This is a genomic window from Microbacterium sp. (genome assembly GCF_040394595.1).
Taxonomy (GTDB): Bacteria; Actinomycetota; Actinomycetes; order Actinomycetales; family Microbacteriaceae; genus Microbacterium.
In genome coordinates this window covers 21977-48028 of the sequence record NZ_JBEBSA010000009.1, presented here as the reverse complement: position 1 = coordinate 48028, position 26052 = coordinate 21977, and the positions used below count along the sequence as shown (strand labels likewise).

At 70.4% G+C, this 26052-nt stretch carries 19 protein-coding genes; 14 read left to right on the top strand and 5 right to left on the bottom strand.

The features are described 5' to 3' along the window. Positions 1-57: 57 nt before the first annotated feature. From ABWO84_RS10600 to ABWO84_RS10590, 3 genes are all read right to left on the bottom strand, one after another. Positions 58-1377 (bottom strand): serine hydrolase domain-containing protein, encoded by a 1320-nt coding sequence (locus tag ABWO84_RS10600; protein ID WP_353114531.1) that lies wholly within the window; start codon positions 1375-1377, stop codon positions 58-60. A 34-nt stretch (positions 1378-1411) separates the two neighbouring features. After that, the gene (locus tag ABWO84_RS10595; protein WP_353114530.1) at positions 1412-2689 is read right to left on the bottom strand and encodes an MFS transporter; all 1278 of its coding nucleotides are present in this window, start codon (positions 2687-2689) and stop codon (positions 1412-1414) included. A 63-nt stretch (positions 2690-2752) separates the two neighbouring features. Continuing rightward, a complete protein-coding gene (locus tag ABWO84_RS10590; protein WP_353114529.1) occupies positions 2753-6085 on the bottom strand; it encodes a serine hydrolase in 3333 nt (1110 codons plus the stop codon). Positions 6086-6320: 235 nt separating this feature from the next. On the opposite strand from ABWO84_RS10590, the gene ABWO84_RS10585 reads away from it, so the two are divergent. From ABWO84_RS10585 to ABWO84_RS10565, 5 genes are all read left to right on the top strand, one after another. Continuing rightward, positions 6321-7334, top strand: coding sequence for a LacI family DNA-binding transcriptional regulator (locus ABWO84_RS10585; RefSeq protein ID WP_353114527.1), 1014 nt, complete (start codon positions 6321-6323; stop codon positions 7332-7334). 191 nt (positions 7335-7525) lie between these two features. Then, on the top strand, positions 7526-9046 hold the full coding sequence (gene mmsA, locus ABWO84_RS10580; RefSeq protein WP_353114585.1) for a multiple monosaccharide ABC transporter ATP-binding protein: 1521 nt from the start codon (positions 7526-7528) through the stop codon (positions 9044-9046). After that, entirely contained in the window at positions 9043-10350 is a 1308-nt protein-coding gene (mmsB, locus tag ABWO84_RS10575) for a multiple monosaccharide ABC transporter permease (RefSeq protein WP_353114526.1), read from the top strand. Before mmsA ends, mmsB begins: the two co-directional genes overlap by 4 nt. Positions 10351-10390: 40 nt before the next feature. Further along, complete coding sequence (locus ABWO84_RS10570) at positions 10391-11518, top strand: substrate-binding domain-containing protein (RefSeq protein ID WP_353114525.1); 1128 nt, start codon at positions 10391-10393, stop codon at positions 11516-11518. An 81-nt stretch (positions 11519-11599) separates the two neighbouring features. Continuing rightward, a complete protein-coding gene (locus tag ABWO84_RS10565) occupies positions 11600-13408 on the top strand; it encodes an ABC-F family ATP-binding cassette domain-containing protein (RefSeq protein ID WP_353114523.1) in 1809 nt (602 codons plus the stop codon). Positions 13409-13490: 82 nt separating this feature from the next. Here the strand turns inward: ABWO84_RS10565 and ABWO84_RS10560 are convergent, their stop codons facing one another. Next, complete coding sequence (locus tag ABWO84_RS10560) at positions 13491-14498, bottom strand: LacI family DNA-binding transcriptional regulator (RefSeq protein ID WP_353114521.1); 1008 nt, start codon at positions 14496-14498, stop codon at positions 13491-13493. Between the two features lie 109 nt (positions 14499-14607). Between ABWO84_RS10560 and ABWO84_RS10555 the strand changes: the two genes are divergently transcribed. The 6 genes from ABWO84_RS10555 (at position 14608) to ABWO84_RS10530 (ending at position 22549) form a co-directional block, all read left to right on the top strand. Next, the gene (locus ABWO84_RS10555; protein ID WP_353114520.1) at positions 14608-16404 is read left to right on the top strand and encodes a glycoside hydrolase family 13 protein; all 1797 of its coding nucleotides are present in this window, start codon (positions 14608-14610) and stop codon (positions 16402-16404) included. Beyond that, positions 16401-17726, top strand: coding sequence for an alpha/beta hydrolase-fold protein (locus ABWO84_RS10550; RefSeq protein WP_353114519.1), 1326 nt, complete (start codon positions 16401-16403; stop codon positions 17724-17726). The genes ABWO84_RS10555 and ABWO84_RS10550 overlap by 4 nt, the downstream gene beginning before the upstream one ends. A gap of 100 nt (positions 17727-17826) precedes the next feature. Next, on the top strand, positions 17827-19098 hold the full coding sequence (locus ABWO84_RS10545) for a sugar ABC transporter substrate-binding protein (protein WP_353114517.1): 1272 nt from the start codon (positions 17827-17829) through the stop codon (positions 19096-19098). 10 nt (positions 19099-19108) lie between these two features. After that, positions 19109-20674: an ABC transporter permease subunit gene (locus tag ABWO84_RS10540; RefSeq protein WP_353114516.1), complete on the top strand. Its 1566-nt coding sequence runs from the start codon at positions 19109-19111 to the stop codon at positions 20672-20674. Continuing rightward, positions 20671-21546, top strand: coding sequence for a sugar ABC transporter permease (locus ABWO84_RS10535; protein WP_353114515.1), 876 nt, complete (start codon positions 20671-20673; stop codon positions 21544-21546). The genes ABWO84_RS10540 and ABWO84_RS10535 overlap by 4 nt, the downstream gene beginning before the upstream one ends. A gap of 220 nt (positions 21547-21766) precedes the next feature. After that, positions 21767-22549 (top strand): hypothetical protein, encoded by a 783-nt coding sequence (locus ABWO84_RS10530; RefSeq protein ID WP_353114514.1) that lies wholly within the window; start codon positions 21767-21769, stop codon positions 22547-22549. 87 nt (positions 22550-22636) lie between these two features. Here ABWO84_RS10530 and ABWO84_RS10525 read toward each other — a convergent pair whose 3' ends face one another. Beyond that, on the bottom strand, positions 22637-23281 hold the full coding sequence (locus tag ABWO84_RS10525; protein ID WP_353114513.1) for a hypothetical protein: 645 nt from the start codon (positions 23279-23281) through the stop codon (positions 22637-22639). A 212-nt stretch (positions 23282-23493) separates the two neighbouring features. Here ABWO84_RS10525 and ABWO84_RS10520 point away from each other — a divergent pair, with 212 nt between their 5' ends. The 3 genes from ABWO84_RS10520 to ABWO84_RS10510 all read left to right on the top strand — a co-directional run bounded on the left by ABWO84_RS10520 (position 23494) and on the right by ABWO84_RS10510 (position 26043). Next, complete coding sequence (locus tag ABWO84_RS10520) at positions 23494-24096, top strand: TetR/AcrR family transcriptional regulator (RefSeq protein WP_353114512.1); 603 nt, start codon at positions 23494-23496, stop codon at positions 24094-24096. 123 nt (positions 24097-24219) lie between these two features. Further along, a complete protein-coding gene (locus tag ABWO84_RS10515) occupies positions 24220-24852 on the top strand; it encodes a TetR family transcriptional regulator (RefSeq protein WP_353114511.1) in 633 nt (210 codons plus the stop codon). 273 nt (positions 24853-25125) lie between these two features. Continuing rightward, positions 25126-26043, top strand: coding sequence for a MetQ/NlpA family ABC transporter substrate-binding protein (locus ABWO84_RS10510; RefSeq protein WP_353114510.1), 918 nt, complete (start codon positions 25126-25128; stop codon positions 26041-26043). Positions 26044-26052: the final 9 nt, after the last annotated feature.

Genomic DNA, 26052 nt, shown 5'->3' with positions numbered 1-26052 from the left:
TGCGGTCGGATGAGAGCGGGGACCTTTTTCGTCCTCCCGCACCAGCGGGTGAGGGGATCAGATGCGCGGCGCGGCGCGCATGCCGAGGTGCAGGAACTCCCGGTCGCCGTCGAGACGGAGGAAACGCCCGACCGGCCTGCCCGCGGAACGGAGCACACGGTCCTCGCCGAGCCTCGCCCGGATGATCGGGAACCCGGGCATCCCGGCCTCGACCAGCTCGGGGCTCAGCTCGGCGGAGATGACGAGTTCCGCGCCCTCGCGCGCCACGTGGTATTTCCACTGGTTCAGGTCGTAGCTGCCCAGCACGTCATCGGCATCGGCGGCGTCCGGCACCGGCGAGGCCTCTTCGGGTGCGATCCCGCGCAGGTGCTCCAGAGCCCAGGTCAGCACGCGTGTACCGAGTTCCTTGCCTCCCACGCTGTTGGTCAGCGTGGTCACCGCGAGGTCCTGGTCGGGAGCCAGGGCGAACGCGCTGAGCTGGAGGTTGCCGATGTTCCCGCCGTGCTCGACGATCCGCGCCGCGCCCTGCCGGCGCAGCAGCCAGGGGAGGCCGACCGCGTCGAGGGGAGGCGAGGCGGGGAGCTGGGGGCTCTGCATGAGAAGCCGTGTCTCGTCGGAGAGGGGCGCGGCACCCGCGCTCTCCCCGCGCAGCTGGAAGCGGGCGTAGCGCAGCTGGTCGCGCACGGAGGAGCCGATGCCGCCCTCCGGCGCGATCTGCCGTGTGAGCCCCCAGATCGGGGCGACCCGGGGTCCGTCGTCGGCGACGACATGGCCCACGACGTGCGGCCGGTTGAGGATCTCCCACGGCAGGTAGAGCGAGTCCGACATGCCCAGGGGCGCGAACACCATCTCGGCGATGGCCTTCTCGAAGGGCTTCCCGGTCACCGCCGCGACGATCATGCCGACGAGGCGCAGGCCCGAGTTGCTGTACGAAGCGATCGCTCCGGGGGCGAACACCTGCGGCAGGTCCGCGTAGCCGGCGATGCTCCGGGTCAGCGCGTCGTCGTCCCAGGACTCCTCGTCGTCGGCGTCCCCGACGAAGCCTCCGGAATGGGTGAGCAGATGCCGCACCCGCAGCGCCGCGAGCGCATCGGGGTCGCTGAGTCGCAGGTCGGGGAGCAGATCTCGCACCGGGGTGTCCAGCGTGAACGTCCCGTCCTGCACCAGCCTCATCGCGGCGGTCGCGGTGACGGTCTTCGAGGTCGACCCGATCTGGAACAGGGTGTCGCCGGTGACGGCGGCGCCGGTGGCGACCGAGGCGACGCCGGTCGTGAGCACGTGCTCGGTCGCGCCGTCCACGATGCCGACGGCGGCTCCGGGCACGGACAGCTCACGCGCCCACTCGTCCAGTCGTTCCTGCAGGGCGTCGATGGTCATCGGGTTCTCCTTGTCTTTCGTCTCCGGGACTCGTTCACTTCACGGACCTGACCGGCAGCACGGCGAGGGCGCCGAGCACGCCGCAGACGATCGCGGCGGCGAACAGCGCGGTGTAGTTTCGTCCGCCGCCGATCGAGAGGATCGGCACGGCCAGCGCCGGCACGAGGAACTGCGGCACCTGGTATGAGAGCGCGACGATGCCGAGGTCCTTCCCGGCGTCGTCGTAGTGCGGCAGCACTTCGGTGAGCAGCGCCATGTCGACCGACACGAAGGCGCCCTGCGCCGCGCCGACGAGCGCGAGCGCGACGAGGAAGACCGGGATGCCCGTGGCGAACATCCCGATCACCAGGCCGCCGGCCGAGATCGCGCAGGACGCCCAGATGATCGTCTTCCGCCGGCCGGTGCGGTCGGAGATCCAGGCGAAGAGCACGGTGGTCGTGAGCGCGCCGATCGTGAAGATCGCCATCCCGGTGGCCTGCACCCCGGTCGCCGTCTCCTTCGAGACCCCGAGGCGGTCGATGATGAAGAACAGCAGGTAGGCCGAGACGAAGAACGTCGACATCGACACCAGCAGACGGCAGGTCCACGCCCAGAAGAAGTCGGGTGCGGTCCGGGGGTCGATCCAGTAGGTGCCGAGGACGTCGCGCCAGCTCCAGGGCTCGCGCCGGTCGATGCGCACGATGTCGTTCATGCGGAAGTAGAGCAGCCCGGTGAACACCGCGCCGACGGCGCCGGGCACCACGAACCAGGTCCACTGTGATCCGTTCGGCAGCGCGGTGACGATCAGCGAGCCGAGGATGATCGCGATGCTCGTCGCCGCGCTCGCGATACCGGCCACTCTGGCCCGGATGCGCGTGGGGATCTGATCGGCGAGCAGGGCGTGCACGGCGGCGTTGGCGGAGCCGAGTCCGCACTGGAGCACGACCCACCCGGCCACCATGGACCAGAGGGAGCCGGCGAGCCCCAGCATCACCGCGCCGATGAACCCCACGACGGAACCCCAGAGGATCCACGGACGCCGGATGCCGAGGCGCGAGCGCGTGCGGTCGCTGAGGCGCCCCGCGAGCGGGGTGACCACCATCACGAGCACGCCGCCGACCGCGGTCACGATCGAGAGGTTGACCTCCTTGGTCGCATCGTCCAGGAAGGCGAAGGCCTTGGGGATCGAGACCGCGCCGATCGTGCCGACGGCGAGGTTGAGGCCGAACCAGCTGAGCACGTAGAGCGTGAGGAATCCCCGGGGCTGCGGCGAGCCCGGGACGTCGTCCGCCGGGACGGGCGGCGCGGACGCGGAGGGGGCGGGGGCGGACATCGTCGTCCTTTCGGGTAGCGGTCGGGCCGCTCCCCGGCCTTCGGGCGGCCGGAGAGGAGGCGGTCAGTCGACCTGGGGTGCGGCGCGGACGCCGAAGTGCAGGTAGGGCTCGCCCGTCTCGAGCGCGTAGAAGACGACAGGGATCCAGGCCTGTGTCCCCTCGGGGCGCGCGACGAACTCGTTCTCCCGCACCGGGACGAGCGCGAGCTCCTGCACCGGATCGGCCTGCAGGGCGGCGAGCGGACCCGTGGTCGTGAGACGTGCGCGGAGCCCTTCCTCTCCGGCGAGCACCTCGGTGCGGACACCGGCCCGCTCGTAGGTGCCCAGGAACCGGGAGAAGTCGGCCTCGTAGGGCTCGTCCGGGGGCGTGAGACCCGCAGAGGGACGCACATCGGCGAGCGCCGAGAAGATCTCCGCGAACAGCTCGTCGTAGAGGTCGCGGGTGTTTCCGCCGTTGGCGAGCAGCGTGACCGCAAGGCCTTCCTCCGGGAGGATGCGCAGGAAGGCCGCCTGTCCGATGGTGTTGCCGTCGTGGCCGATGAGCTTCCTGCCGTCCCAGTCGAAGAGGATCCATCCCACGCCCCAGGCGTTCCCGACCGAGTAGGGGTTGGGCACGTCGACCTGGTGCTCCTGCATCCGTGCGACGCTCTCCTCGGAGAGCACCCGGGTGCCGTCCGCCGCCAGACCGCCCATGAGGTGCATCCGCGCGAAGGCCAGCACATCGGCCGTCGAGGAGCTGACGAGCCCTGCCGGGCCCATCGAGCGCGGCAGCATCCATGCCGGCGCGAGCACGGGGCCGTCGTCGTCGGCGCCGATGTGCCCGGTGGCGGCGCGGAAGGTGATCGTCTCCTCCGGGAGCGTCGTCGAGTGGGTGAGGCCGAGCGGCGTGTACAGCAGATCGCGCATCGCCTGGTCCCAGGTGGTGCCGGTGAGCTTCTCGATCACGCGGCCGGCGAGCACGAAGCCCGCATTGCAGTACGACATCGTCGCGCCGAGCGGATGGTTCTGCGTCACGCCGTCGAGCAGGGCGACATACTTCTCGAGACAGTCGTCGCCTCGCCCCGTGTCGGTGAACACGTCACCGTCGATGCCGCTGGTGTGGCTCAGCAGGTGCCGCATCGTGACGGTGCGGGTGACCTCCTCGTCGGAGGAGCGGAACTCCGGCACGTAGGTCACGACGGGCTCATCGAGGTCGAGCAGCCCGTCGTCGACGAGTTTCATGATCACGCTCGTCGTCCACACCTTCGTCATCGACCCGATCTGGAACACGGAGTCGTCGGTGGTCGCCACGCCCGTGCGGGCGTTGAGGATCCCGTGGTGGGCGTAGGCCGGCTCCTCGCCGAGGCGGAGGATGCCGAGGGTCGCGCCCGGCACCTTGTGCGCGGCGGCGAGGATGCGGAGGCGCCGCTGCCAGTGGGCGGCGTCGATCCGCGCCCGCCCGGTCGTCCCTGCGGCGGGCGCGTACTGCGCCACCCAGTCCATCAGCCGCTGCGAGAAGTCCGCCCGGTGGGAGGGCTTGCCGGACAGCGGGAACAGGTGCGAGCCGCCCGGGTAGAGCACGAGCCGGGTCGGCACGTCGCGCTCCCGCAGCGCGGTGAACCACTGCTCGGCCTGCCCCACCGGGCAGCGGTCGTCCGCGGCGCCGTGCAGGATGAGCGTCGGGGTGACCACCCGATCGACCCGGGTGATCGGCGACTGCTCGGCGAGGAGATCCTTGTCGCGCCAGGGGAGGCCGCCGGCCTCCTTCAGCGCGAGGTGGTGACCGAAGTCGGAGGTGCCGCCGACGCTGGACAGGTCGCTCACCACGCCGCCGGCGACGGCCACGGCGAACCGGTCGTCGCGGGACGTCAGGTAGCACGTCATGTAGCCGCCGTAGCTGTAGCCGGTCAGGCCGAGGCGTGCCGGATCGGCGAGGCCCTCGGCCACCAGCTGGTCGACGGGCTCGAGGAGGTCTTTCGCGTCGCGCACCCCCCATCCGCCGGACACCGCGCGGAAGAAGGCGTCGCCGTAGCCGTCGCTGCCGCGGGGGTTGATGGTGAGGATCGACCAGCCCCGGCGGGTGAGCAGCTGATGATACGGGTGGTGCACGTCGACGATGCCGTTCCACGCGTTGTGCGGGCCGCCGTGGACGTCGAGCAGCAGCGGCTGCGGGCCCTCGGCGTCGGGATCGCGACGCAGCCACCCGGTCACGACGGTGCCGTCGGAGATCGTGAAGCGGCGCTCCTCGGCCACCACGAGGTCGAGGCCGGTGGCGCCGTAGGAGGTGAGCACGCGCCGTTCGCCGGTCGAGAGGTCGACGAGGGCGAGGTCGGCGAAGGACGTCGGCGTGGTGACGACGACCGCCGCCGTGCCGCCCGAGACGGAGAGCCCGCTGACGTCCGCGGCGCCGTCGACGACGGGGCGGACGTCCGAGCCGTCCTGTGCCGCGCTGCGGACGTGCGAATAGCCGTTGTCGCGCAGGCAGAAGACGATACGGCCCTCCGCGTCCTGCTGCGGGAGCCCACCGGGATAGCCGGGGCCGCCGAGCATCACGTTCCGGTCGACGGAGGCGACGAGGTCGACCGGGGCCCCGCCCTCGGCGGGGAACAGCAGCAGCCCGGCGTTGCCCACCTCGGTGTCGGTGCGGCCCGCGGCGATGATCGAGGTGCCGTCGGCGGTCCAACCCGCGACGGTCGCCTGCATGTCGGCGTCGCCGATGCGCACCGGCGCGCTGTTCGGATCGGTCGAGGAGACGGTGAACACCTGGATCCGCATGGTGAGGTCGGCGTCGTCGTCGGGCGACGACGAGAAGGCCAGGCGCGTGCCGTCGGGCGACCAGAAGGGATCGGTGGCGTGGGCGCGCCCGCGCGTGAGGACGGTCACGGCGCCGGTTGCGGCGTCCACCACGTGCAGCTGCTGGACGAGCGTGCCGATGCTGCCTACACCGTCGGCCTTGTAGCCGAGGCGGTCGGTCGCCGCAGGGGCGCCGCGACGGGCGAGCACCATCGCCGGATCCTCTCCCGGCACGGCCGCGCTGTCGGCGGGGGCGGTGAACGCGATGCGGGAGCCGTCGGGGCTCCAGCGCGGGGCTCCGGCGCCCAGGGGCAGCGCGGTGAGCTGTCGTCCCTCGCCGCCCGCCGCCGGGAGCAGCCAGATCTGCGCGGGGCCGTCCGCGGCGCGCAGGAACGCGATCCGGCTCCCGTCCGGGCTCCAGGCCGGCGCGGAGTCCGCGGAGCCGCGGGTCAGCTGCGCGGGGGCGCCCTCGTCGACGATCTGCCACAGCGTGCGCACATCCTCGTCGGCCGCGCGGTCGACGGTCTTCAGCGCGTAGACGATGCGGGTGCCGTCGGGGGAGAGGGCCGGCTGCTCCGGCGTCGGGATCGTGAGCAGGTCATCGAGGGTCGGACGGCCGGGCATGGGGGCTCCAATCGGGAGAGTTCCTTCACTGTGACCCCGCTGGCGACCGCGGGCGTTGTGTGCGGCTCCGAAACACGAGGCGCATTTTGGGAGCGGCGGACAGAAGCCATCATGGCGATCGCGGCCGCGGGAGGGAACGCCGCGCTGCCGTCGCCGTGGCCCGCGGATGCGCCGAGCGCAGGCCGGGGTCATAATGGGGTTGTCGATGTGACCGTGCACACGCAGGAGGCCGAGGATGTCCAACGCCTCCGAGCGCGCACGGATGCCGAGCATCCGCGACGTCGCGCGCCTGGCGGGCGTCTCGCATCAGACCGTGTCCCGCGTGCTCAACGATCATCCCAGCATCCGTCCGGAGACCAAGGCGCGCGTGCTGGACGCGATCTCGGTGCTGGACTATCGGCCGAACCTCGCGGCGCGCGCCCTCGTCACCAGTCGGTCGAACACCCTCGGCATCCTGTCCGCGACGATCGGCGAGTTCGGGCCGACCTCCTCGATCGCGTCGATCGAGGACGCCGCGCGCGCCGAGGGGTATTCGGTCTCGACGCTCAACCTCGCCTCCACGGCGCCGGACACCATCGGCGCGGCCGTGCGACAGCTCGTGCGCGAGCACGTCGACGGCATCGTGGTGCTCGCCCCGCAGGTGCGGGTCTTCCACGTGCTGCGGGGGATGGCCGTCTCCGTGCCCTTCGTGACCCTGCAGACCGCCTCGGGGTCCGACGGCGTCAGCCTGTCGGCCGACCAGGTGGCAGGGGCCCGGCTCATCACCGAGCACCTCATCGCGCTCGGGCACACCGACATCCTCCATCTCGCCGGGCCGCAGGACTGGATCGAGGCGGAGTCGCGGATGCGCGGATACCTCGACGCGCTGCTCGACGCCGACCTGCCGACACTCCCGCCGATCCGCGGGGACTGGACGGCGGACTTCGGATACTTCGCGGGGCAGGAGCTCGCCCGCCGGCGCGACTTCACCGCCGTCTTCGCCGCCAACGACGTCATGGCGATCGGTCTCATGCACGGCTTCCGCGATGCCGGACTCGGCGTGCCGCAGGACGTCAGCGTCGTCGGCTTCGACGACGTCCCGGTGGCCGCGCACGTCGCCCCGCCGCTGACCACGGTGCATCAGGACTTCCCCGAGCTCGGTCGTCGCGCGGTGCAGATCCTGCTCGCGCAGATCCGCGGCGAGGGCGCTCCGGAGCTCGGCGCGCTCGCTCCCGAGCTGCGCGTGCGCTCGTCGTCCGCGGCGCGCTGAGCCGCGCCCCTCCTCCCGCCGTTCATCACGGTGAGGTCACGACCGCGCCCGTGACTTGACAGCCTCCGGTGCCGGGTGCACCATGAGACAAGCCAATGTGAACGGTCACATCCGCGTGACCGGCCCTGTCGCGAGGAAGATCCGTGAGCACCACAGCAACGTTGCCGGCCGTGTCGGGACCCATCCTGGAGATGCGCAGCATCACCAAGGAGTTCCCCGGCGTGAAGGCTCTCTCCGACGTCTCCATCACCGTGCGCGCGGGCGAGGTCCACGCGATCTGCGGCGAGAACGGCGCCGGGAAGTCCACGCTGATGAAGGTCCTGTCCGGGGTCTACCCCTTCGGGAGCTACAGCGGTGACATCCTCCTGTACGGCGAGGAGCAGCGCTTCAAGGACATCGCCGCCAGCGAGCACGCCGGCATCGCGATCATCCACCAGGAGCTCGCGCTCATCCCCGAGCTCTCGGTCACCGAGAACATCTTCCTGGGCAACGAGATCCGCCGTGGGGGGCGGATCGACTGGCAGGCGCAGAAGATGCGCGCGATCGAGCTGCTCGCCCGCGTCGGGCTGAAGGAGGACCCCGATGTCGCGATCAAGACGCTCGGCGTCGGCAAGCAGCAGCTCATCGAGATCGCCAAGGCGCTGAACAAGGACGTCAAGCTGCTCATCCTCGACGAGCCGACCGCGGCGCTGAACGAGAACGACTCGCAGCACCTGCTCGACCTCATCCTCGGCCTCAAGGCGAAGGGGATCACGTCGATCATCATCAGCCACAAGCTCAACGAGATCGAGCAGATCGCCGACGAGATCACGATCATCCGCGACGGGCGCACGATCGAGACCCTCGACGTCGGCCGAGGCGAGATCAACGAGGACCGCATCATCCGCGGCATGGTCGGCCGCTCGCTGGAGAGCCGCTACCCCGACCGCACCCCGGAGGTCGGCGAGGTGTTCTTCGAGGTCCGCGACTGGTGGGTGCAGCATCCGAGCGTGCCGGAGCGCATGGTCGTGAAGGGCTCGAGCATCGAGGTGCGCCGGGGTGAGGTCGTCGGCATCGCCGGGCTCATGGGCGCCGGGCGCACCGAGTTCGCGATGAGCGTGTTCGGGCGCTCCTACGGGCTGTTCCAGTCGGGCACGATCGTCAAGGACGGCGAGACGATCGCGCTGCCGGACGTCGCCAGCGCGATCCGCCACGGCCTCGCCTACGTGAGCGAGGACCGCAAGGTGCTGGGGCTCAACCTGCTCGACACGATCAAGCGCTCGATCGTCTCGGCCAAGCTCTCGAAGATCGCCCCGCACGGCGTCGTCGACGACCGGCAGGAGTTCGCGATCGCGGAGCAGTACCGCAAGACGCTGCGCATCAAGACTCCCTCGGTCGAGGAGGGCGTCGGCAAGCTCTCGGGCGGCAACCAGCAGAAGGTCGTCCTCGCCAAGTGGATGTTCACCGACCCCGACCTTCTCATCCTCGACGAACCCACCCGCGGCATCGACGTCGGCGCGAAGTACGAGATCTACTCGATCATCGGCCAGCTCGCGGCCCAGGGGAAGGGCGTCATCGTCATCTCCAGCGAGCTGCCCGAGCTGCTCGGCATCACCGACCGCATCTACACCGTCTTCGAGGGACGCGTCACCGATTGCATCCCCACCCCCGAGGCCACCCCGGAGGCGCTCATGCGCAGCATGACCTCCATGACCCAGAAGGCACAGGCATGAGCACCCAGATCGCACCCGAGAAATCCGGCTTCCGGCTCGGAGACCTCAGGAAGATGTTCGGCGGGGGACAGTCCACCCTGCGGCAGTTCAGCATCCTCGGCAGCCTCATCGTCATCCTCCTCGTCTTCGAGATCTGGACGCAGGGGCTGACGCTTTCCTCCGGCAACCTGATCAACGTCGTCAACCAGTACTCCTACATCCTGATCCTGGCGATCGGGATGGTGATGGTCATCATCATGGGGCACATCGACCTCTCGGTCGGGTCGGTCGCGGCGTTCACGGGCATCATCGTCGCGAAGTCGATGGCCGACTGGCACCTGCCCTGGCCGCTCGCGATCGTGCTCGGCCTGCTCGTCGGCGTCGTCGTCGGCGCCTGGCAGGGCTTCTGGGTCGCCTACATGGGGGTCCCGGCGTTCATCGTCACCCTCGCGGGCATGCTCTTCTTCCGCGGGGCCAACCAGTTCGTCGGCGACTCGCAGTCGGTCCCCGTCCCGGACGGGTTCATCTACATCGGCGCCGGGTACCTCCCCGAGCTGCCGATCGACCTTCCCTTCAACGTGCTGACGATGGTGCTCGCCGTGCTCGGGGCCGCGTGGATCGTGTTCTGGGAGATCCGCACGCGCCGGGTGCAGCTCAAGATGGGCTCCGACCGTGCACCTCTCTGGGTGAGCGTGGTCAAGGTCGTGATCGTCGCGGGGATCGTCCTCGTCGCGGGCTGGCTGTTCGCCACCGGCCGCACCGGCACCAGCTACCCGTTCTCGGGCCTGATCCTGCTCGCGCTCGTCATCCTCTACAGCTTCATCACCCGGAACACCGTGTTCGGGCGTCACATCTACGCGGTGGGCGGCAACCGGCAGGCCGCTCGCCTGTCCGGCGTCAAGGACCGCTGGGTCGACTTCTTCGTGATGATGAACATGTCGGTGCTCGCCGCCCTCGCGGGGATGATCTACGTGGCCCGCGCCACCGCCTCCGGTCCGCAGGACGGCAACGGCTGGGAGCTCGACGCGATCGCCTCGGTGTTCATCGGCGGCGCGGCCGTCTCCGGCGGCATCGGCACCGTGATCGGGTCGATCATCGGTGGCCTCGTGATGGCCTTCCTCAACAACGGCCTCGCGCTGCTGGGCTTCGGCGCCGACGTCGTCTCGATGATCAAGGGCCTCGTGCTGCTCGTCGCCGTCGGCATCGACGTGTGGAACAAGCAGCAGGGCCGGCCCTCGCTCATCGGATTCCTCACCCGACGGTTCTCGCGGCGCGAGCCCGAGCCGTTCCCGACCTCCGACGTCACCTCGACGCGGAACAAGTAGGCGACCGCCGCGGTCACCTGACACCAGAGAAAGAGATCACATGAAGAAGATGCTTCTGACGGCGACAGCGATCGTCGTCGCGGGCGCGTTCGTGCTGACCGGCTGCTCGTCCGACCGTAACGGCGGCGCCGGGGGCAACGGCGGGGAGAAGAGCGGGGAGCCGAAGGCCGGCTTCGCAGCGGATGCCCGCATCGGCGTGGCGCTGCCCGACAAGACCAGCGAGAACTGGGTGCTGGCCGGCCAGCTGTTCACCGATGGGCTGACCAAGGCCGGCTTCAAGCCGGACGTGCAGTACGCGCCCGCGAGCAACACCGTCGCCGAGCAGCAGAACCAGATCCAGGCGATGGTCACCGGCGGCGCCAAGGTCATCATCATCGGCGCGAAGGACGGCAAGCAGCTCTCGACCCAGGTCGAGGCCGCGAAGCAGGCCGGCGCCTACGTGATCGCGTACGACCGCCTCATCGAGAACACCACCGCGGTGGACTACTACGTCGCGTTCGATAACTTCAAGGTCGGCCAGCTGCAGGGCCAGGCTCTGCTCGACGGCCTCGCCAAGAACGCCGGCCACGCGGCGCCGTACAACATCGAGCTGTTCTCCGGCTCGCCCGACGACGCCAACTCTAAGGTCTTCTTCGACGGCGCGATGGACGTCCTCCAGCCGAAGATCGACGACGGCACGCTCAAGGTGCTCTCCGGCCAGACCGAGATCTCGCAGACCGCGACCGACGGGTGGAAGGCCGAGAACGCCCAGCGCCGGATGGACTCGATCCTCACGTCGACCTACGGCTCGGCGAACCTCGACGGGGTGCTGTCCCCGAACGACACCCTCGCCCGCGCGATCATCACGTCGGTGCAGCAGGCGGGCAAGAAGGTCCCGGTCGTCACCGGTCAGGACTCCGAGGTCGAGTCGGTGAAGTCGATCATGCAGGGGGTCCAGTACTCCACGATCAACAAGGACACCGCGCTGCTCGTGGAGCAGGCGATCAAGATGGTCGGCGAGCTGCAGAAGGGCGAGAAGGCCGACGTCAACGACGAGAAGCAGTACAACAACGGCAAGAAGGTCGTTCCGGCGTACCTGCTCGATCCGGTGATCGTCACGAAGGAGAACGCCGCGGAGGCGTACAAGAACGTGCCGAGCCTGCTGAAGATCGTCGAATCGTTCCAGTGAGCCCCGCCGTCGCACGGCGCTGATCACGCGGGCCGCCCCGGATTCTCCGGGGCGGCCCGCTCGCGTAGCCTGGAAGGCGACATGGCACATCTCCTCGGGGCCGAAGGCCTGCATCTCGAGTACCCCACCCGCGTCGTCTTCGACTCCCTCACGCTCGGCGTGGAGGAGGGGGACCGCATCGGCATCGTGGGCCGGAACGGCGACGGCAAGTCCAGCCTGCTGGGCATGCTGGCCGGCCGCCGCGAGCCCGACGCGGGCCGTGTGACGATGCGCGGAGGCACGCGCATCGGCGTGCTCGACCAGGCCGACACGCTCGATGACGACCTCACCGTCGGACAGGCCGTGGTGGGCGACGCCCCGGAGCACGAGTGGGCGGGCGATCCCCGCACCCGCGACGTCATCGCCGGGCTGGTCGCCGATCTGGGGTGGGACACGCCGGTCTCGTCGCTCAGCGGAGGGCAGCGCCGCCGCGTCGCGCTCGCCCGGCTCCTCGCCGGTGACTGGGACGTGCTCTTCCTCGACGAGCCCACCAACCACCTCGACGTCGAGGCGATCACCTGGCTCGCCGGGCATCTGAAGACGCGCTGGGCGAAGAGCGCCGGGGCGCTTCTCGTGGTCACCCACGACCGGTGGTTCCTCGACGAGGTGTGCAACGTCACCTGGGAGGTGCACGACCGCATCGTCGAGCCGTTCGAGGGCGGATACGCGGCGTACATCCTGCAGCGCGTCGAGCGCGACCGGATGGCGGCCGCCACCGAGGCGAAGCGCCAGAACCTCGCGCGCAAGGAGCTCGCCTGGCTGCGGCGCGGAGCCCCCGCGCGCACCAGCAAGCCGAAGTTCCGCATCGACGCCGCGAACGCCCTCATCGCCGACGTGCCGCCGATCCGCGACTCGGTCTCGCTGCAGTCGCTGGCCGTCTCACGGCTCGGCAAGGACGTGGTCGACCTGCTCGACGTCGGCGTCTCCTACGGCGAGAGGGAGATCCTGCGCGACATCGAGTGGCGCGTCGCGCCGGGGGAGCGCACGGGCATCCTCGGCGTGAACGGCGCGGGGAAGTCCACGCTGCTGGGACTCGTCTCCGGGGCGGTCGACCCGACCACCGGCCGCGTCAAGCACGGCAAGACCGTGAAGGTGCGCACGCTCACGCAGCGCCTCGACGAGCTCGAGGAGGTGTGGAACGAACCGGTGCGCACCGTGATCGGCAGGCTGCGCACGTCCTACACGATCGGGGCCGGGTCGAAGGCGCAGGACCTCACGCCCGGGCAGCTGCTCGAACGGATGGGCTTCACCTCGGCGCAGCTCTCCACCCCGGTGCGCGACCTGTCCGGAGGGCAGCAGCGCCGCCTGCAGCTGCTGCTGGTGCTGCTCGACCAGCCGAACGTGCTGATCCTCGACGAGCCGACCAACGACATGGACACGGACATGCTCGCCGCGATCGAGGACCTTCTCGACTCCTGGCCGGGGACGCTGCTCGTCGTCTCGCACGACCGGTATTTCCTGGAGCGCGTCACCGACCAGCAGTACGCGATCCTCCCGGGTCCCGACGGAGCCGGCCGCCTGCGGCACCTGCCCGGCGGCGTGGACGAGTATCTGCGGCTCCGTGCCGCCTCCCCGACCGCCGAGCGAGCGCAGCGGGACGAGGCCCCCGCGCAGTCCGTCCCCGCCCTCTCGGGCGCCGATCTCCGTGCCGCGGAGAAGGAGCTCGCCGCCCTCGAGCGCAAGATGCAGAAGCTCGCCGACGAGATCGATCGCGCACGGCACGCGCTCGCCGAGCACGACCAGTCCGACTACGAGGGGCTCGGCGAGCGGATGAAGAAGATCTCGGCGCAGCAGGCCGAGGTGGAGGAGCTCGAGCTGCGCTGGTTCGAGCTCACTGAGCAGCTCGGCTGAGCCTTCCCGGGGTCGTCGAGCGAGGAGCGCAGCGACGAGACGAACGCAGGGCTCGCCCGTCGCGCCGCGGCCCGTGTGATTCTCAGCGTTCGGGTCCCAGAGCGCCGGTGGAGCGTCGGACCACGAGGCTCGGGCGGAAGAGGTGGTCCACCGCGGGCGTCTCGTAGCCGTTCAGCTGCTCGACGAGCGCGCGGGCCGCGGCGTCCGCCATCTCGTCGATCGGCTGCCGGAGGGTGGTCAGGGACGGCCCGCTGTGGGCAGCCAGGAATGAGTCGTCGTATCCCACCACCGACATGTCCCCGGGGACGTCCCGGCCCTCGTCCCGCGCCGCGGCGATCGCCCCCAGCGCCATGAGATCGCTGCCCGCGACGATCGCGGTGGCACCGGCGGCGAGCAGTCGTCGCGCGGCGGAGTGGCCGCCGGAGATCGTGAAGTCGGTCTCGGCGTAGAGCCTTTCGTCGACGCCGCCCACGTAGCGGTGCATGGCGGCGAGGTACCCGCGGAGACGGTTCTGCGAGGGGAGGAGATACCGCTGACCGCCGGCGAGGCCGATGCGGCTGTGTCCGAGGTCGTGGAGGTGGGCGACCGCCATGGCCGTGCCGGTGGCCTCGTCGCACGAGACCGTGGGGACGGGGAGATCGGGGACGCGTCCGCCGACGAGCACCATGGGCACGCGCTCGCGGTGCAGGTCGCGGTAGAAGCCGTGGTCGGCGGACGGGTTGGCGTGGCGTCCGGAGACGAGCACGAGCCCGCGCACGCCCTGGGCCAGCAGTGCGCCGAGGTAGTCGAGCTCCGTGGGGCCGTGCTTGGTCGAGCTGCCGATCACCGCGATGATCCCGTGCGCCGCGAGCTTGGACTCGACGGCACCGGCGAGCACCGCGAACGCGGGATTCTCCAGCTCCGGGACGATGATGCCGACGAGAGCCCCGCCGGTGGCCGAGCGATTGATGACGCCCATCTCGCGTACGGCGCGCAGCACGCGCTCGCGGGTGTCCGCGGCGACGCCCGGTCTCCCGTTCAGCACCCGGCTGACAGTGGCCGGGCTCAAGTCGATCCGGCGGGCGATCTCGCGCACCGAGGGAGGGGTCATCATCTCTCCTTCTGAAACATGTTGCAGAACGTTGCAGGGCCTGCTTCCCGATCCTAGACTCGGCTCGACGAGTTCGCCAGAACCCAGAAGATCTCGAAGGAACCTCCGGATGAAACAGCCTGCAACACCGCGTTTCGCGCCCGCGCACCACGACGGCTCTCCGCTCTACGTGTCGACGTCGGCGCCGTCGATCGGCGACGGCGTGGAGCTGCGCGTCCGCGTGTCACGCGAACTGGAGGTCGTCGCCGTCCACGCCCGGTCCACCCCCGACGGAGAGCCCCGATTCGACCTCGCGACGCCGGAGACGGCCGAGGCGGTGGCGGACGAGATCTGGTGGCGCGTGCGTGTCCCCGTCGTCAACCCGGAGCTGAGCTACCGATTCGTGCTGCAGACGCCCGGCGGCGCCCTCTGGCTGACGGCGGCGGGGCTGTCCCGCACGGAGGTCACCGACGACACCGACTTCCTCATCAGCACCGCGCCGCCCGCCCCCTCCTGGTCCGACGGGGCCGTCGTCTACGAGATCTTCCTGGACAGGTTCGCCCGCTCCGAGGCCTGGGAACGCCCGGCCCTCCCCGAGTGGGCCGACGAGGCGTCCTGGACGGACCGGGTGCCCTGGGGGACGGAGCGCGCGCTGCAGCAGGTGTACGGCGGAGATCTGCACGGCGTCGTCGAGCGCCTGGACCATCTCGTCGCGCTCGGCGTCGACGTGATCTACCTCACGCCCTTCTTCCCGAGCCGCTCGAACCATCGCTACGACTCCACCACCTTCTCCACGGTCGATCCGCTCCTCGGAGGCGATGACGGGCTGCGGCGCCTGACCGACGCGGCGCACGCCCGAGGGATGCGGGTGATCGGCGACATCACCCTCAATCACTCGGGCGACGGCCACGAGTGGTTCCGCCGCGCCCTCGCCGATCCCGGGAGCGCCGAGCGGGACTTCTACTTCATCGACCCGGACGACGAGTCCTACGCGTCGTTCTGCGGAGTGCCCACGCTTCCGACCTTCGACCACAGGTCCAGCGAGCTGCGGGCGCGGCTCTACGACGGAGAGGAGTCGGTGATCCGCCGTGGTGTGCGCGACTGGGGGCTGGACGGCTGGCGCGTCGACGTGGCGCAGTCGGCCGGCCGACACGGGACGGTGGAGCTGAACGATCTCGTCGCGCGGCGCACCCGCGGGTCGCTCGACCCCGGGCATCTGCTCCTCGCCGAGAACCAGTTCGACGCCTCGCGGGCGCTCCGCGGCGAGGGCTGGCACGGCACGATGTCGTACGCGGGCTTCTCCCGGCCGGTGTGGTCCTGGCTCGCCCGTGAGCGCTCGCACGAGTTCTGGGGTACCCCGGGCCCGATCCCGCAGTACACCGCCGCCGACGTGCGCGCCGTGATGACGATGTACTCCTCCCGGATTCCGTGGCGGTCCTATTCCCACAACCTCACGCTCATCGACTCCCACGACACGGCGCGGTTCCGCAGCATCGCGGGTGCGGACCGTCAGCTCCTCGCCGCAGCGCTGATGTTCGCCCTCCCCGGGATCCCGATGGTGTTCGCGGGGGACGAGGTCGGCGTCGAAGGCGTGCACCTCGAGGACGGCCGCCGCCCCTTCCCCTGGGACCCGGAGGAGTGGGATCCGGACGCGTGGTCCGTGTACCGCGAGCTGATCGCTCTCCGCCGCGGGCACGAGGCGCTGCGGACCGGCGGCCTGCGCTGGCTGCACGCCTCGGACGACGTGCTGATCTTCGAGCGCGCCTCGGAAACGGGGAGCGTGCTCGTCCTCGTCGCCCGCGACGCCCATGAACCGCTCACGTCGCCGGTCGACGGGGCGAGCCTGATCGACGGGGACGACCTCGTCGCGGGCGCTCCGATCCCGGGGGAGGGCGCGCGGTTCGGCATCTGGGAGGTGTCCCGATGAGCGTGGAGATCCTCACCGCCGTGCGCTCCGCCGCGCTGGGCAATGCCAGGGACGTCTTCGTCTATCTCCCGCCCTCCTACGAACCTGCGGCGGGCCCCTATCCGGTCGTCGTCGCCCATGACGGGCAGCACCTCTTCGCCGCCCGCGGCCTCACGCCCAGCTGGCGGCTCGACGAGACCCTGGACCGGCTGATCGGGGAGGGACGGATCCCTCCGCTCGTCGTCGTGGCGCCGGCCAACGCCGGCACGGACCGGGGAGCGGAGTACTCGCACATCCTGCCGTACCCGCGGGATCCGCGGACGAGGCCGCGGGGAGAGCTCTACGAGTCGTTCCTCGTCGGCGAGCTGCTGCCGCTCGCTCGCTCCCGGTACGCGATCACCGACGATCCGGGGCTGACCGCGGTGATGGGCTCCTCGATGGGCGGGCTCGTCAGCTACCATCTGGCCTTCCGTCGCCCCGACGTCTTCGGGCTCGCGGCGATCCTGTCCCCGTTCCTCGCCGCGGTCGACCCGGTGACGTTCGACGAGACGCCGGTGCACGCGACGTTCGCCCACCGCGGTCCCTCGCGGATCTGGCTCGACATCGGCGGCCGGGAGGGGCTCATCATGGTCCGCCCGGTTCGGGAGCTCGCCGAAGCGCTGATCGCGATCGGCTACGCGCCCGACGCCGAGCTGCGCTACCGACATGACCCGGAGGCCATCCATCACGAGGACGCCTGGGCGGAACGGGTCGAGAGCGCCCTGCTGCACCTGTTCGGAGCGGGAGGAGCGTCGGAGCTCCTCGCGGCCCCGACCGGCGCCTTCGCGGTCGGGGAGGTCATCGACGCCGCACCGCTCGCCCGGCGATCCGACGGCTGCGTCTACTCGGCGCTCGCCGCGGAGGTCGAGGGGCGCCCGGGGGAGAGGTTCGAGTCCGCCGGGCACGCCCTGCTGCGTGCGCGGAGCAGTGGGCCGGCGACGGTCGTCGCCTCCCTCGACGGCACGGTCGTTCGCGGCGAGGTCGATGTCGTCGCCGCCGGCTCGGAGGCCGTGCTCGACGTCACGATCCTCGTTCCCGAGGACGACGGCGACGACCCGGCGGAGGCGGTCTACTTCTCTGGGCTCATCGCCGAGCGGCGGGCTCCCGGGGTGTACCGCGGCGTCTGGCGGCTGCCGCGAGGCGTCGGGCTCAACGGCACGGTCAGCCGGGGATGGCGCATCGACGGTCTCGACGGCGAGGGCCGGCTCGTCCGCTCGCCGCTGCGGGTGGACCGCGATCAGACCGTCGAGGTGCGCATCGCCTCGTGGACGGTGCCGGGCGGCGATGATCCGCACCATTCCTGAACACGACAAGACCCCTGAACACGACAAGACCACCGACGGGCCCGCCCCGTCCGGGGCGGCCGCCCGAATCGGCTCCCCGGGAACCATGGAGGAGAATGCAATGACGCAGCAGAGAGGGCGGCGCGTGGCGCTCGCCGCGACCGTGACGCTGGCCGCGGCGCTGACACTGGCCGCATGCTCGGGGACGCCGTCCTCGCCCGCGACCCCGGGCGCATCGGGCCCTGCGGGAACGGGGGACCGGGCGGATCTGGTCATCTGGACCAACAACGCCGTCGCGCCGGTGCTCGACAAGGCCGCGCAGGAGTTCGCGAAGCGGAACGGGATCACGGTCTCGGTCCAGGGGGTCAGCAACCTGCCCGGCGACTTCATCACCGCCGACGATGCGGGCTTCGGTCCGGATGTGGTCGTCGGACCCAACGACTGGGTGGGCAATCTCGTGCAGAACGGCTCGATCTCACCGATCGTGCTCACGGCCGATCAGAGGGCGTCGTTCGAGCCGGTCGCCCTCGACGCCGTCGGATACGGCGGCCAGACCTACGGCGTCCCGTACGCGTTCGAGTCCGCGGTGCTCTTCCGCAACACGTCGATGGCGCCGAAGGCTCCGTCGACGTTCGAGGACCTCGTGGCGACCGGCGAGGACGTGGTCGCATCCGGTGCGGCGGAGAGGGTGCTCAGCCTCCAGGTGGGGCAGCAGGGCGACGCCTATTCGATGCAGGCGCTGTACTCCTCGGCCGGCGGCTACCTGTTCGGCACGAACGAGGACGGATCGTCGAACGCCGACGATCTCGGCGTCGGCGGCGCCGGATCCGTCGCGTTCGCGCAGAAGCTCCATCAGTACGGGGAGAAGGGGAACGGGGTGTTCACCCGCTCCGTCACGGTCGACAACGCCATCGGCCTGTTCGCGGAGGGCAAGGCCCCCTATCTGATCTCCGGTCCGTGGGCGCTTCCGACGATCCGTACGGCGGGGGTGTCCTACGCGATCGACCCGATCCCCGGTTTCGCCGACGGCGGGCCTGCGCGTCCGTTCGTGGGCGTTCAGGCCTTCTACGTGGCCGCGCACGGTGCCAGCAACGCGTTCGCGCAGGAGTTCGTCACGGGCTTCGCAACGACCGACGAGGTGCAGCGTGCGCTGTACGGCGTCGATCCGCGGCCGCCGGCCTCCCGAGCGGTCCTCGCCGAGGTCTCCGCGAAGGACTCCGACACCGCCCGGATCGCGGCGGCGGCCGCCGCGGGGATCCCCCTGCCGGGCGTCCCTCGGATGGCGAGCGTCTGGGAGCCCCTGGGGCGGGCCGAGGCCGCGGTGATCGCGGGGGAGGACCCGGCGACCACGATGAAGAAGGCGGGCGAGGCGATTGCGTCGAAGGGCAAGTGATCCGGCCGGGGTGGCCGGCCCACGCCTCACGCTCGGGACGACCACCTCGGTACCGGTCCTCCTGCTGAAGGTGCTCGTCCTCGGCCTCGTCGCCGGGGGAGCGCTCTGGGTCACGCCGCTTCTCGTGGCGTCGGGAGACTGGCTGATGCTGGTCGGTGCCTGGCTCATCGCCGTCGCCGTGTTCGCCGTCTACGCCGGCCGGCGCCCGCTCGCCGGCAAGTACCTGCTGCCCGGCGTGCTGCTCCTCGTCGTCTTCGTCGTGGTGCCGATCGGCTTCAACCTGCAGATATCGACGACCAATTTCGGCGACGGCGCACGGGGCACCAAGGCCCAGGCGATCGAGGGCATCATCGCCGGCTCGTTCCGGCAGTCCGCCGATGCGCCTGTCTACGCGATGTCGGTCGCGGCGCCGTCCGGCGCGGCCTCCTCCGCAGACCCTGTCCTGCTCCTGCTCGAGCCGGCCACGGGCGCCGCGTTCCGGGGAGACGGCGACGGCCTCACGCCGCTCGTCGATGCCACGGTGGAGGAGGGGCGAATCGTCGCCGTGCCGGGATACGACGTGCTGTCGCCGAAGGAGGTCAACGCCCTCGGCGAGCGGCTGCGGAACGTCCTGGTGCCGACCCCGGACGGAGGAATCCGTCCGCAGGGGATCCGGAGCGCCGTGGAAGGGCGCACCGCGCTCGTCTACGAGGCATCGGCGGACGAGATCCGCGACACCGAGACCGGCCGCATCTACCACACCGAGCGGATCGGTGACCGGTCGTACTTCGTCGACGCGCACGGGAAGCGTGCATTCGACCAGAGCTGGCAGGAGCCGGTCGGCCTGGGCAACTATCTCCGCCTGCTCGGCGACCCGGTGCTGCGCGACTCCTTCAGCGGCGCGCTGCTCTGGTCGGTCGGGTTCGCCGTCGGCTCTGTCGCCCTGTCGTTCGTGATCGGTCTGTTCCTCGCATCGGCGCTGAACGAGCCGCTGCTCCGCGGGCGGCGTCTCTATCGCGCCGCGCTCATCATCCCCTATGCGATCCCGACGTTCATCACCTTCCTGGTGTGGTCGACGTTCTACAACCGCGACTTCGGCCTCATCAACCAGCTCCTCGGCGGCGTCAGGATCGATTGGCTCGGCGATCCGGTCCTCGCGCGGGCCGCCGTGCTCCTCGCGAACGTCTGGGCGAGCTTCCCCTACATGTTCCTGATCTGCACCGGTGCCCTCCAGTCGCTGCCCCGGGAGCTCGACGAGGCCGCGGCCCTGGACGGAGCCGGGCCCGCGCGCACCTTCCTCAGCGTCCGCTTCCCGATGCTGCTCGTGGCGGTCGCGCCGCTGCTGGTCGCCGCATTCGCCTTCAACTTCAACAACTTCAACGCCGTGCAGCTGCTGACCGGGGGCGGGCCTTTCCCGCCGGGCAGCGAGATCGGTCAGACCGACATCCTGATCAGTGCCGTCTACCGCATCGCCTTCGGCGACTCCGGGGCGCGCTTCGGCCTCGCCGCTGCGGGATCGACGGTGCTGTTCGTCATCACCGCCGTGCTCGCCGCCGTGCAGTTCCGGGCCACCCGGCGATGGGAGGAGATCCGATGAGCATCCGACGCGAGGACCGCCCGACGGGGGCACGGTGGTGGCGCCGTGTCGGCTGGCGGCACGGCGTGGGGATCCTCGCGGCCGCGTTCGCCCTCTTCCCCGTGCTGTACATCGTCTCGGCGTCGCTGAACCCGCTGGGCACGGTCGCCGCGACCTCGCTGATCCCGACGAGGATCAGCCTCGACAACTTCTTCCGCCTCCTCGGCGGGGAGAAGGGGCCCTTCGCCGTCTGGCTCGCGAACTCGCTGCTGATCGCAGCGGCGGTGTCCTTCGGGCAGGTGCTGTGCAGCGCCCTGGCGGCCTATGCGTTCTCGCGTTTCCGCTTCCGGGGACGTCGCGGCGGGCTCCTCGCCCTGCTCTTCGCGCAGATGTTCCCGCAGTTCCTGGCGGCGGTCGCGCTGTTCCTCATGGTCGCCCGGTTCGGCGAGGTGCTCCCGGCGGTCGGCCTGAACACGCTCCTCGGCTACGGTCTCGTGCTGATGGGCGGCGCCCTGGGCCAGGTCTGGATCCTCAAGGGCTTCTTCGACTCGGTCCCGCGAGAACTCGATGAGGCGGCGATGCTCGACGGGGCCAGCCACTGGCAGGCGTTCACCCGGGTGATCCTGCCGCTGGTGAGTCCGGCGCTGGCGGTGGCCGCGCTGCTGTGCTTCATCGGGGTGATCGGCGACTTCATGCTGGCCAGCATCTTCCTCACCGATGACGCGGTGAAGACCGTCGCCGTCGGGCTCTACGGAATCATCCTCGGTGACAAGTCGACCAACCTCGGCATCTTCTCCGCCGGCTGCGTGCTGCTGACCGTCCCGGTGGTCGTGCTCTTCCTCTGGCTGCAGCGCTTCATCGTGGGAGGTCTGACCGCCGGCACCGGCAAGTAGCACCCCGCCCCGGTCGTTGAGCGAGCGCAGTGAGACGAACGCACCGTCGTCCGCGGGGATGCGTCACCGTCGTGCTCGGCTGAGCCCGCGACCGGCGTCCCAAGGGGAGACCGCTTTGTCTGCGATCGGACTGCCCGCCCCGGAACGCGCGTGTTTCGCTGGTAGGAATATTCCCGAACGCGAGTCTGGGAACGCGTCCGGAATCAGGGGAATGAGTGGGATGAACGGTCCTTCGCGACCCTCGGCGTCGGGGGAGGATCCGACCACCCGACGGGCACGGAGTCAGGCCGACATCGTGGCGCGCTGGGCGGCCATCGGCTGGGAGGCGGCTCCGGGCGGGACCCTCGGCGGGGTGGTCGAGACGGCCTCCGGACGCGGCTGGTCGGTCGCGCGCCTGTCCGCAGGCGGACAGCACCTCGTCGGGCAGGATCTCGGCGCGGACCGGTGCCGTGCGCTCGTGGCGATGCAGGGCGGCCTCGAGGCGGCCCTCGACTCAGGCGGCCACCGTCTCGCAACCGGCAGCATCCTGATCGTCAACGGCGACGTGCCGATCGAGCTCCGCAGCTCCGAGGGGGCGGCCTGGTTCGAGTGGCAGCTGTTCTCGCCGCCGTCGGGGCTGGTGCGCTCGGGCACGATCCGGGCGGTGCCGCTGCGCGTCGCCGACGGGATGCTGCGGATGATCGCCTCGATGACGGCCTCGCTGCTCGTGGTGACGCCCGAGGACAACGGGCGCCGGGAGATCTTCCTGCACCGCGCGCTCTCCCAGGTGATGGTGGCGGCGATCGGCGACGACCTCTTCTCGGAGAATCCCGAGGAGACGCTCTTCCGCCATGCGCTCTCCGTCGTCGCGGCGAACGCGGACGATCCGTCCTTCGACGTCTCGCGGCTGTGCGAGATCCTCCAGGTCTCGCGGAGCCGCCTCTTCGCGGTCTTCTCCGCCCACGGCACCTCGCCGGCGAAGGAGATCCGCCGGCGGCGCTCGCCGCAGCCGCCGCCCGTGTGAGCGGACGTGAAGAGGCGCCCCCGCGAATCGCGGAGACGCCTCCCTTCCCCCAATCGGACGCAGCCCCCCGCTGCGCCCCTCGGCTCCTTAGAGCGCGATGTCCATGTCGAAGGTCACGTTGCCCAGGTACGGCTTCCCTCCGCGCACCTCGCCGGAGCTGCTGTCGTAGGACAGCGGGTAGGTGAAGGTCTTCACGCAGACCTTGCCGTCCCAGCGGAACTGCAGCGTCACCGTCATCGCGGTCGGCACCATGGGTGGGGTGCCGTGGAAGTGGTCGTAGTCCCCGTCGACGAGCTCGACGTCGGTGAACTGCATGTTCCCCGAGATCAGGCTGTCCGAGATGAAGCCGTAGCTCGCCCCGCCGCCCGTGATGATCTGGCCGACGTACGTCTTGGGCGCGGTGCTGTTCAGGCCCCGGCTCATGGTGAGCGTCGCACCGAGGGTGTCCATGTAATAGGACAGGTCCTGGTGCTGGCACGCGGTGGAGTTGACCCCCATGCCGTGCATGATCGTCGCGGTGCCCTTGCCTCCGTTGAGGTCGTTGCCCATGCTGACGGTCACGCCGGCCGGCCCGTACGGCACCGGCTTGAAGCAGTCGCAGTCGGTGACGGACGCCACGGACGTCGGCAGCGCGACCGCTGCGGCGACGACCGGGACCGACCAGGCCGCACCCTTGAGGACGGTGCGCCGGCGGACGTCCCCGGCTCCGCGGTTGTCTTCGGTGTTGCTCATTCTCTCCCCTTTGTCTCCCCTAGAGGGTCGCCGTCGAAGGCGGCCCCTCTCAGTTAGGCAGATACCGGACGGTGGACCGGAAACTCTGCGGGAATCGTGGACTATTTGGCGATCCGGATGGACGGAGGGACGGGCTCCGGGGCGACGATCCGCGCGCGGAATCGCCGCGGGGGGAGCGGACTCCATACGATGATCAGGGGACGGGGGAGACGATGAAGACGTCGGCGGGCAGACCGCGCAAACAGGCGATCGATGATGCGCTACGGGGTGCCTTCGGGGAGCTCTTCGCCGAAGGCGGCGCCACGGGCATCACGATGCAGGATCTCATCGGCCGCGCCGGCACGAGCAGAGACGCGTTCTACCGGAGGTTCCACTCCGTCGGCCATTTCCTCGTGCATCTGATGACGAGCCGCTACGCGGTCGACCCGACCGAGGACACCGGCACGCTGCGCGGCGACCTGCTCGTCATCCTCCGCGACCAGGTCGCGATGTACACCGACGGCGTCTCCCGTGCGCTGCTCCCGCTGCTGCTCGACGCCTGCGCCCGGGACGAGGTGGTCGCGGGACTCCTCCGGGACCGCTTCCTCCACCCGCAGCGAGAGTCCACGACGCGCGTGATCGAACGAGCCGTCGCGCGTGGCGAGATCCGTCCGGTCGGCGACCTCTCCTATGTGCTCGACCTCGTCTACGGGCCTCTGCTGCTGCGCGCGGCGCTCCCCGGAGACGCGACGATCGACGACGACCTCGCAGAGCTCATCGCGGGCACGGTGCTCCGCGAGCTCGGGGCCGGCGACGAGGGGGAACGCGGGTCCTGAGCCGGGGCCGCTCTCCTCAGCGGCCCGTGTCGCGTGCGGGAGGCGATGCCGCCCGTCGTCGCCGAGCCTCCCGCGTGGAGGAGGGCGCCGCGGCCCGGGGACGAATGCCCCTATGGTGGACGGGTGACCACCCCTTCCGGACCCGATCAGACGCGCCTGCGCCTGCTCACCGCCGCTGCGGAGGAGATGCTGCAGCGCGGATACGCCGCCGCCTCGCTCTCGGCGATCGCCGGACGTCTCGGGCTCACAAAGGGCGCCTTCGGGCATCATTTCCCCACCAAGCAGAGCATCGTGGTCGCCCTGCTGGAGCGGGCGGACGAAGTCGTCGACGACGTCGGAGCACAGGCGTCGGCACTCTTCCCGGAGAGTCCGCTGCGCGCGTGCGTGGCGTTCTTCGCCGGGCTCGGCGCACGCGGTTCCGCCGATCCGGTCGCGGCGGTGGCGATGGCGCTGCACCAGGACCTGGCTGTGCCGGCCTCGGCCATCATGCCGACCAGGGCGCGGATGCGGGCGGTGATCGAGGCGCTGCTGCGACAGGCGGCGGACCGCGAGAGCCTGTTCCTGCGCATGGCTCCCGACGATGCGGCGCTGTTCCTGCTCACGCTCACCTCGGGGGAGCTCTCCGGGGCACGGTTCATCGAGGGGTACGGTCCGGAGCTCGCGATGCAGTTCCTCGCCGCGGGCCTCTCCGGCATCGGCGTGGAGGACGCGCAGGGCGTCGTCACCGACGGGGTCCGCGCGATCTGGGGCGCCTGAGTCCGCCGGATGCGATCGGCGGCATCTTGATATACGCTCGTCTCGGAAGGTAGACGTTCGTCTAAGCAGTCTGGGGGTCTGCAGGACGCGACGTGGATCCCCTTCCGCGTGCTGGGGGCGCGTGCGGGCCCGCGAACGGTGAGACGACCACCGTCCGCGGGCCCGAATCCTGTCCGCCGCCCACACTGTGACGCCGTGTGTCGCGTCGATTCGGATGGCATCCGGTTCCGCGCATAGCGTGTCCGAGTCCCCCACGAGAGGAAGAGACGCACCATGTCCCGTCGCACCACCGTCCTGGCCGCCGCCGCGATCGCGGCCACCACCCTGCTCGCCGCGTTGACCGGCTGCGCCTCCGCGAAGCCCGGGGCGTCGGACGCCCCCGGATCCTCCTCGGGGGACAAGGTCGTCAAGGTCGGCGTCGTCGGCAAGGGCGACCCGCAGTGGCCGGCCTTCGTCGCCGCCGCGAAGAAGGAGGGCATCGACGTCCAGCTCGTCGACTTCGGCTCCTACGAGCAGCCGAACCCCGCGCTCGCCGAGGGGGAGCTCGACATCAACCAGTTCCAGCACATCGTCTACCTCGCGGGCTACAACGTCGCATCGGGCAAGGACCTCCAGCCGATCGGCGCCACGGCCATCTACCCTCTGGGCCTGTACTCCAAGAAGTACAAGGACGTGAAGGACATCCCCAAGGGTGAGACCGTCCTGGTGCCGGACGACCCGAGCAACCAGGCGCGCGCCCTGCTGGTGCTGCAGTCCGCCGGCCTCATCGACCTCAAGAGCGGCGGGACGATCTTCAGCGACATCGCCGACATCGACACCGGGAAGTCCAAGGTGCAGGTCAAGGCGCTCAAGGCCGCGATCATCCCGACCTCCCTGCCGGACGCCGCCGCGGCGATCATCAACAACGACTTCGTGAAGGACGCCGGCCTGTCGTTCGACGACGCGATCGCGCAGGACGACCCGAAGGACCCGAACGCCCTTCCCTATGTCAACATCTTCGCCGCACGCGCCGAGGACAAGGACAACCCGACCTACCTCAAGCTCGTCGAGATCTTCCAGACCGACGCGAAGGTGCAGGCCGGGCTGCAGAAGGCCTCCGGCGACACCGCGGTGCCGCTGACGACCTCGGCCGCCGACCTCGAGGCGGCACTGAAGAAGGTCGAGAAGGACACCAAGGCCCACAAGGGCTGAGTCCCGTGC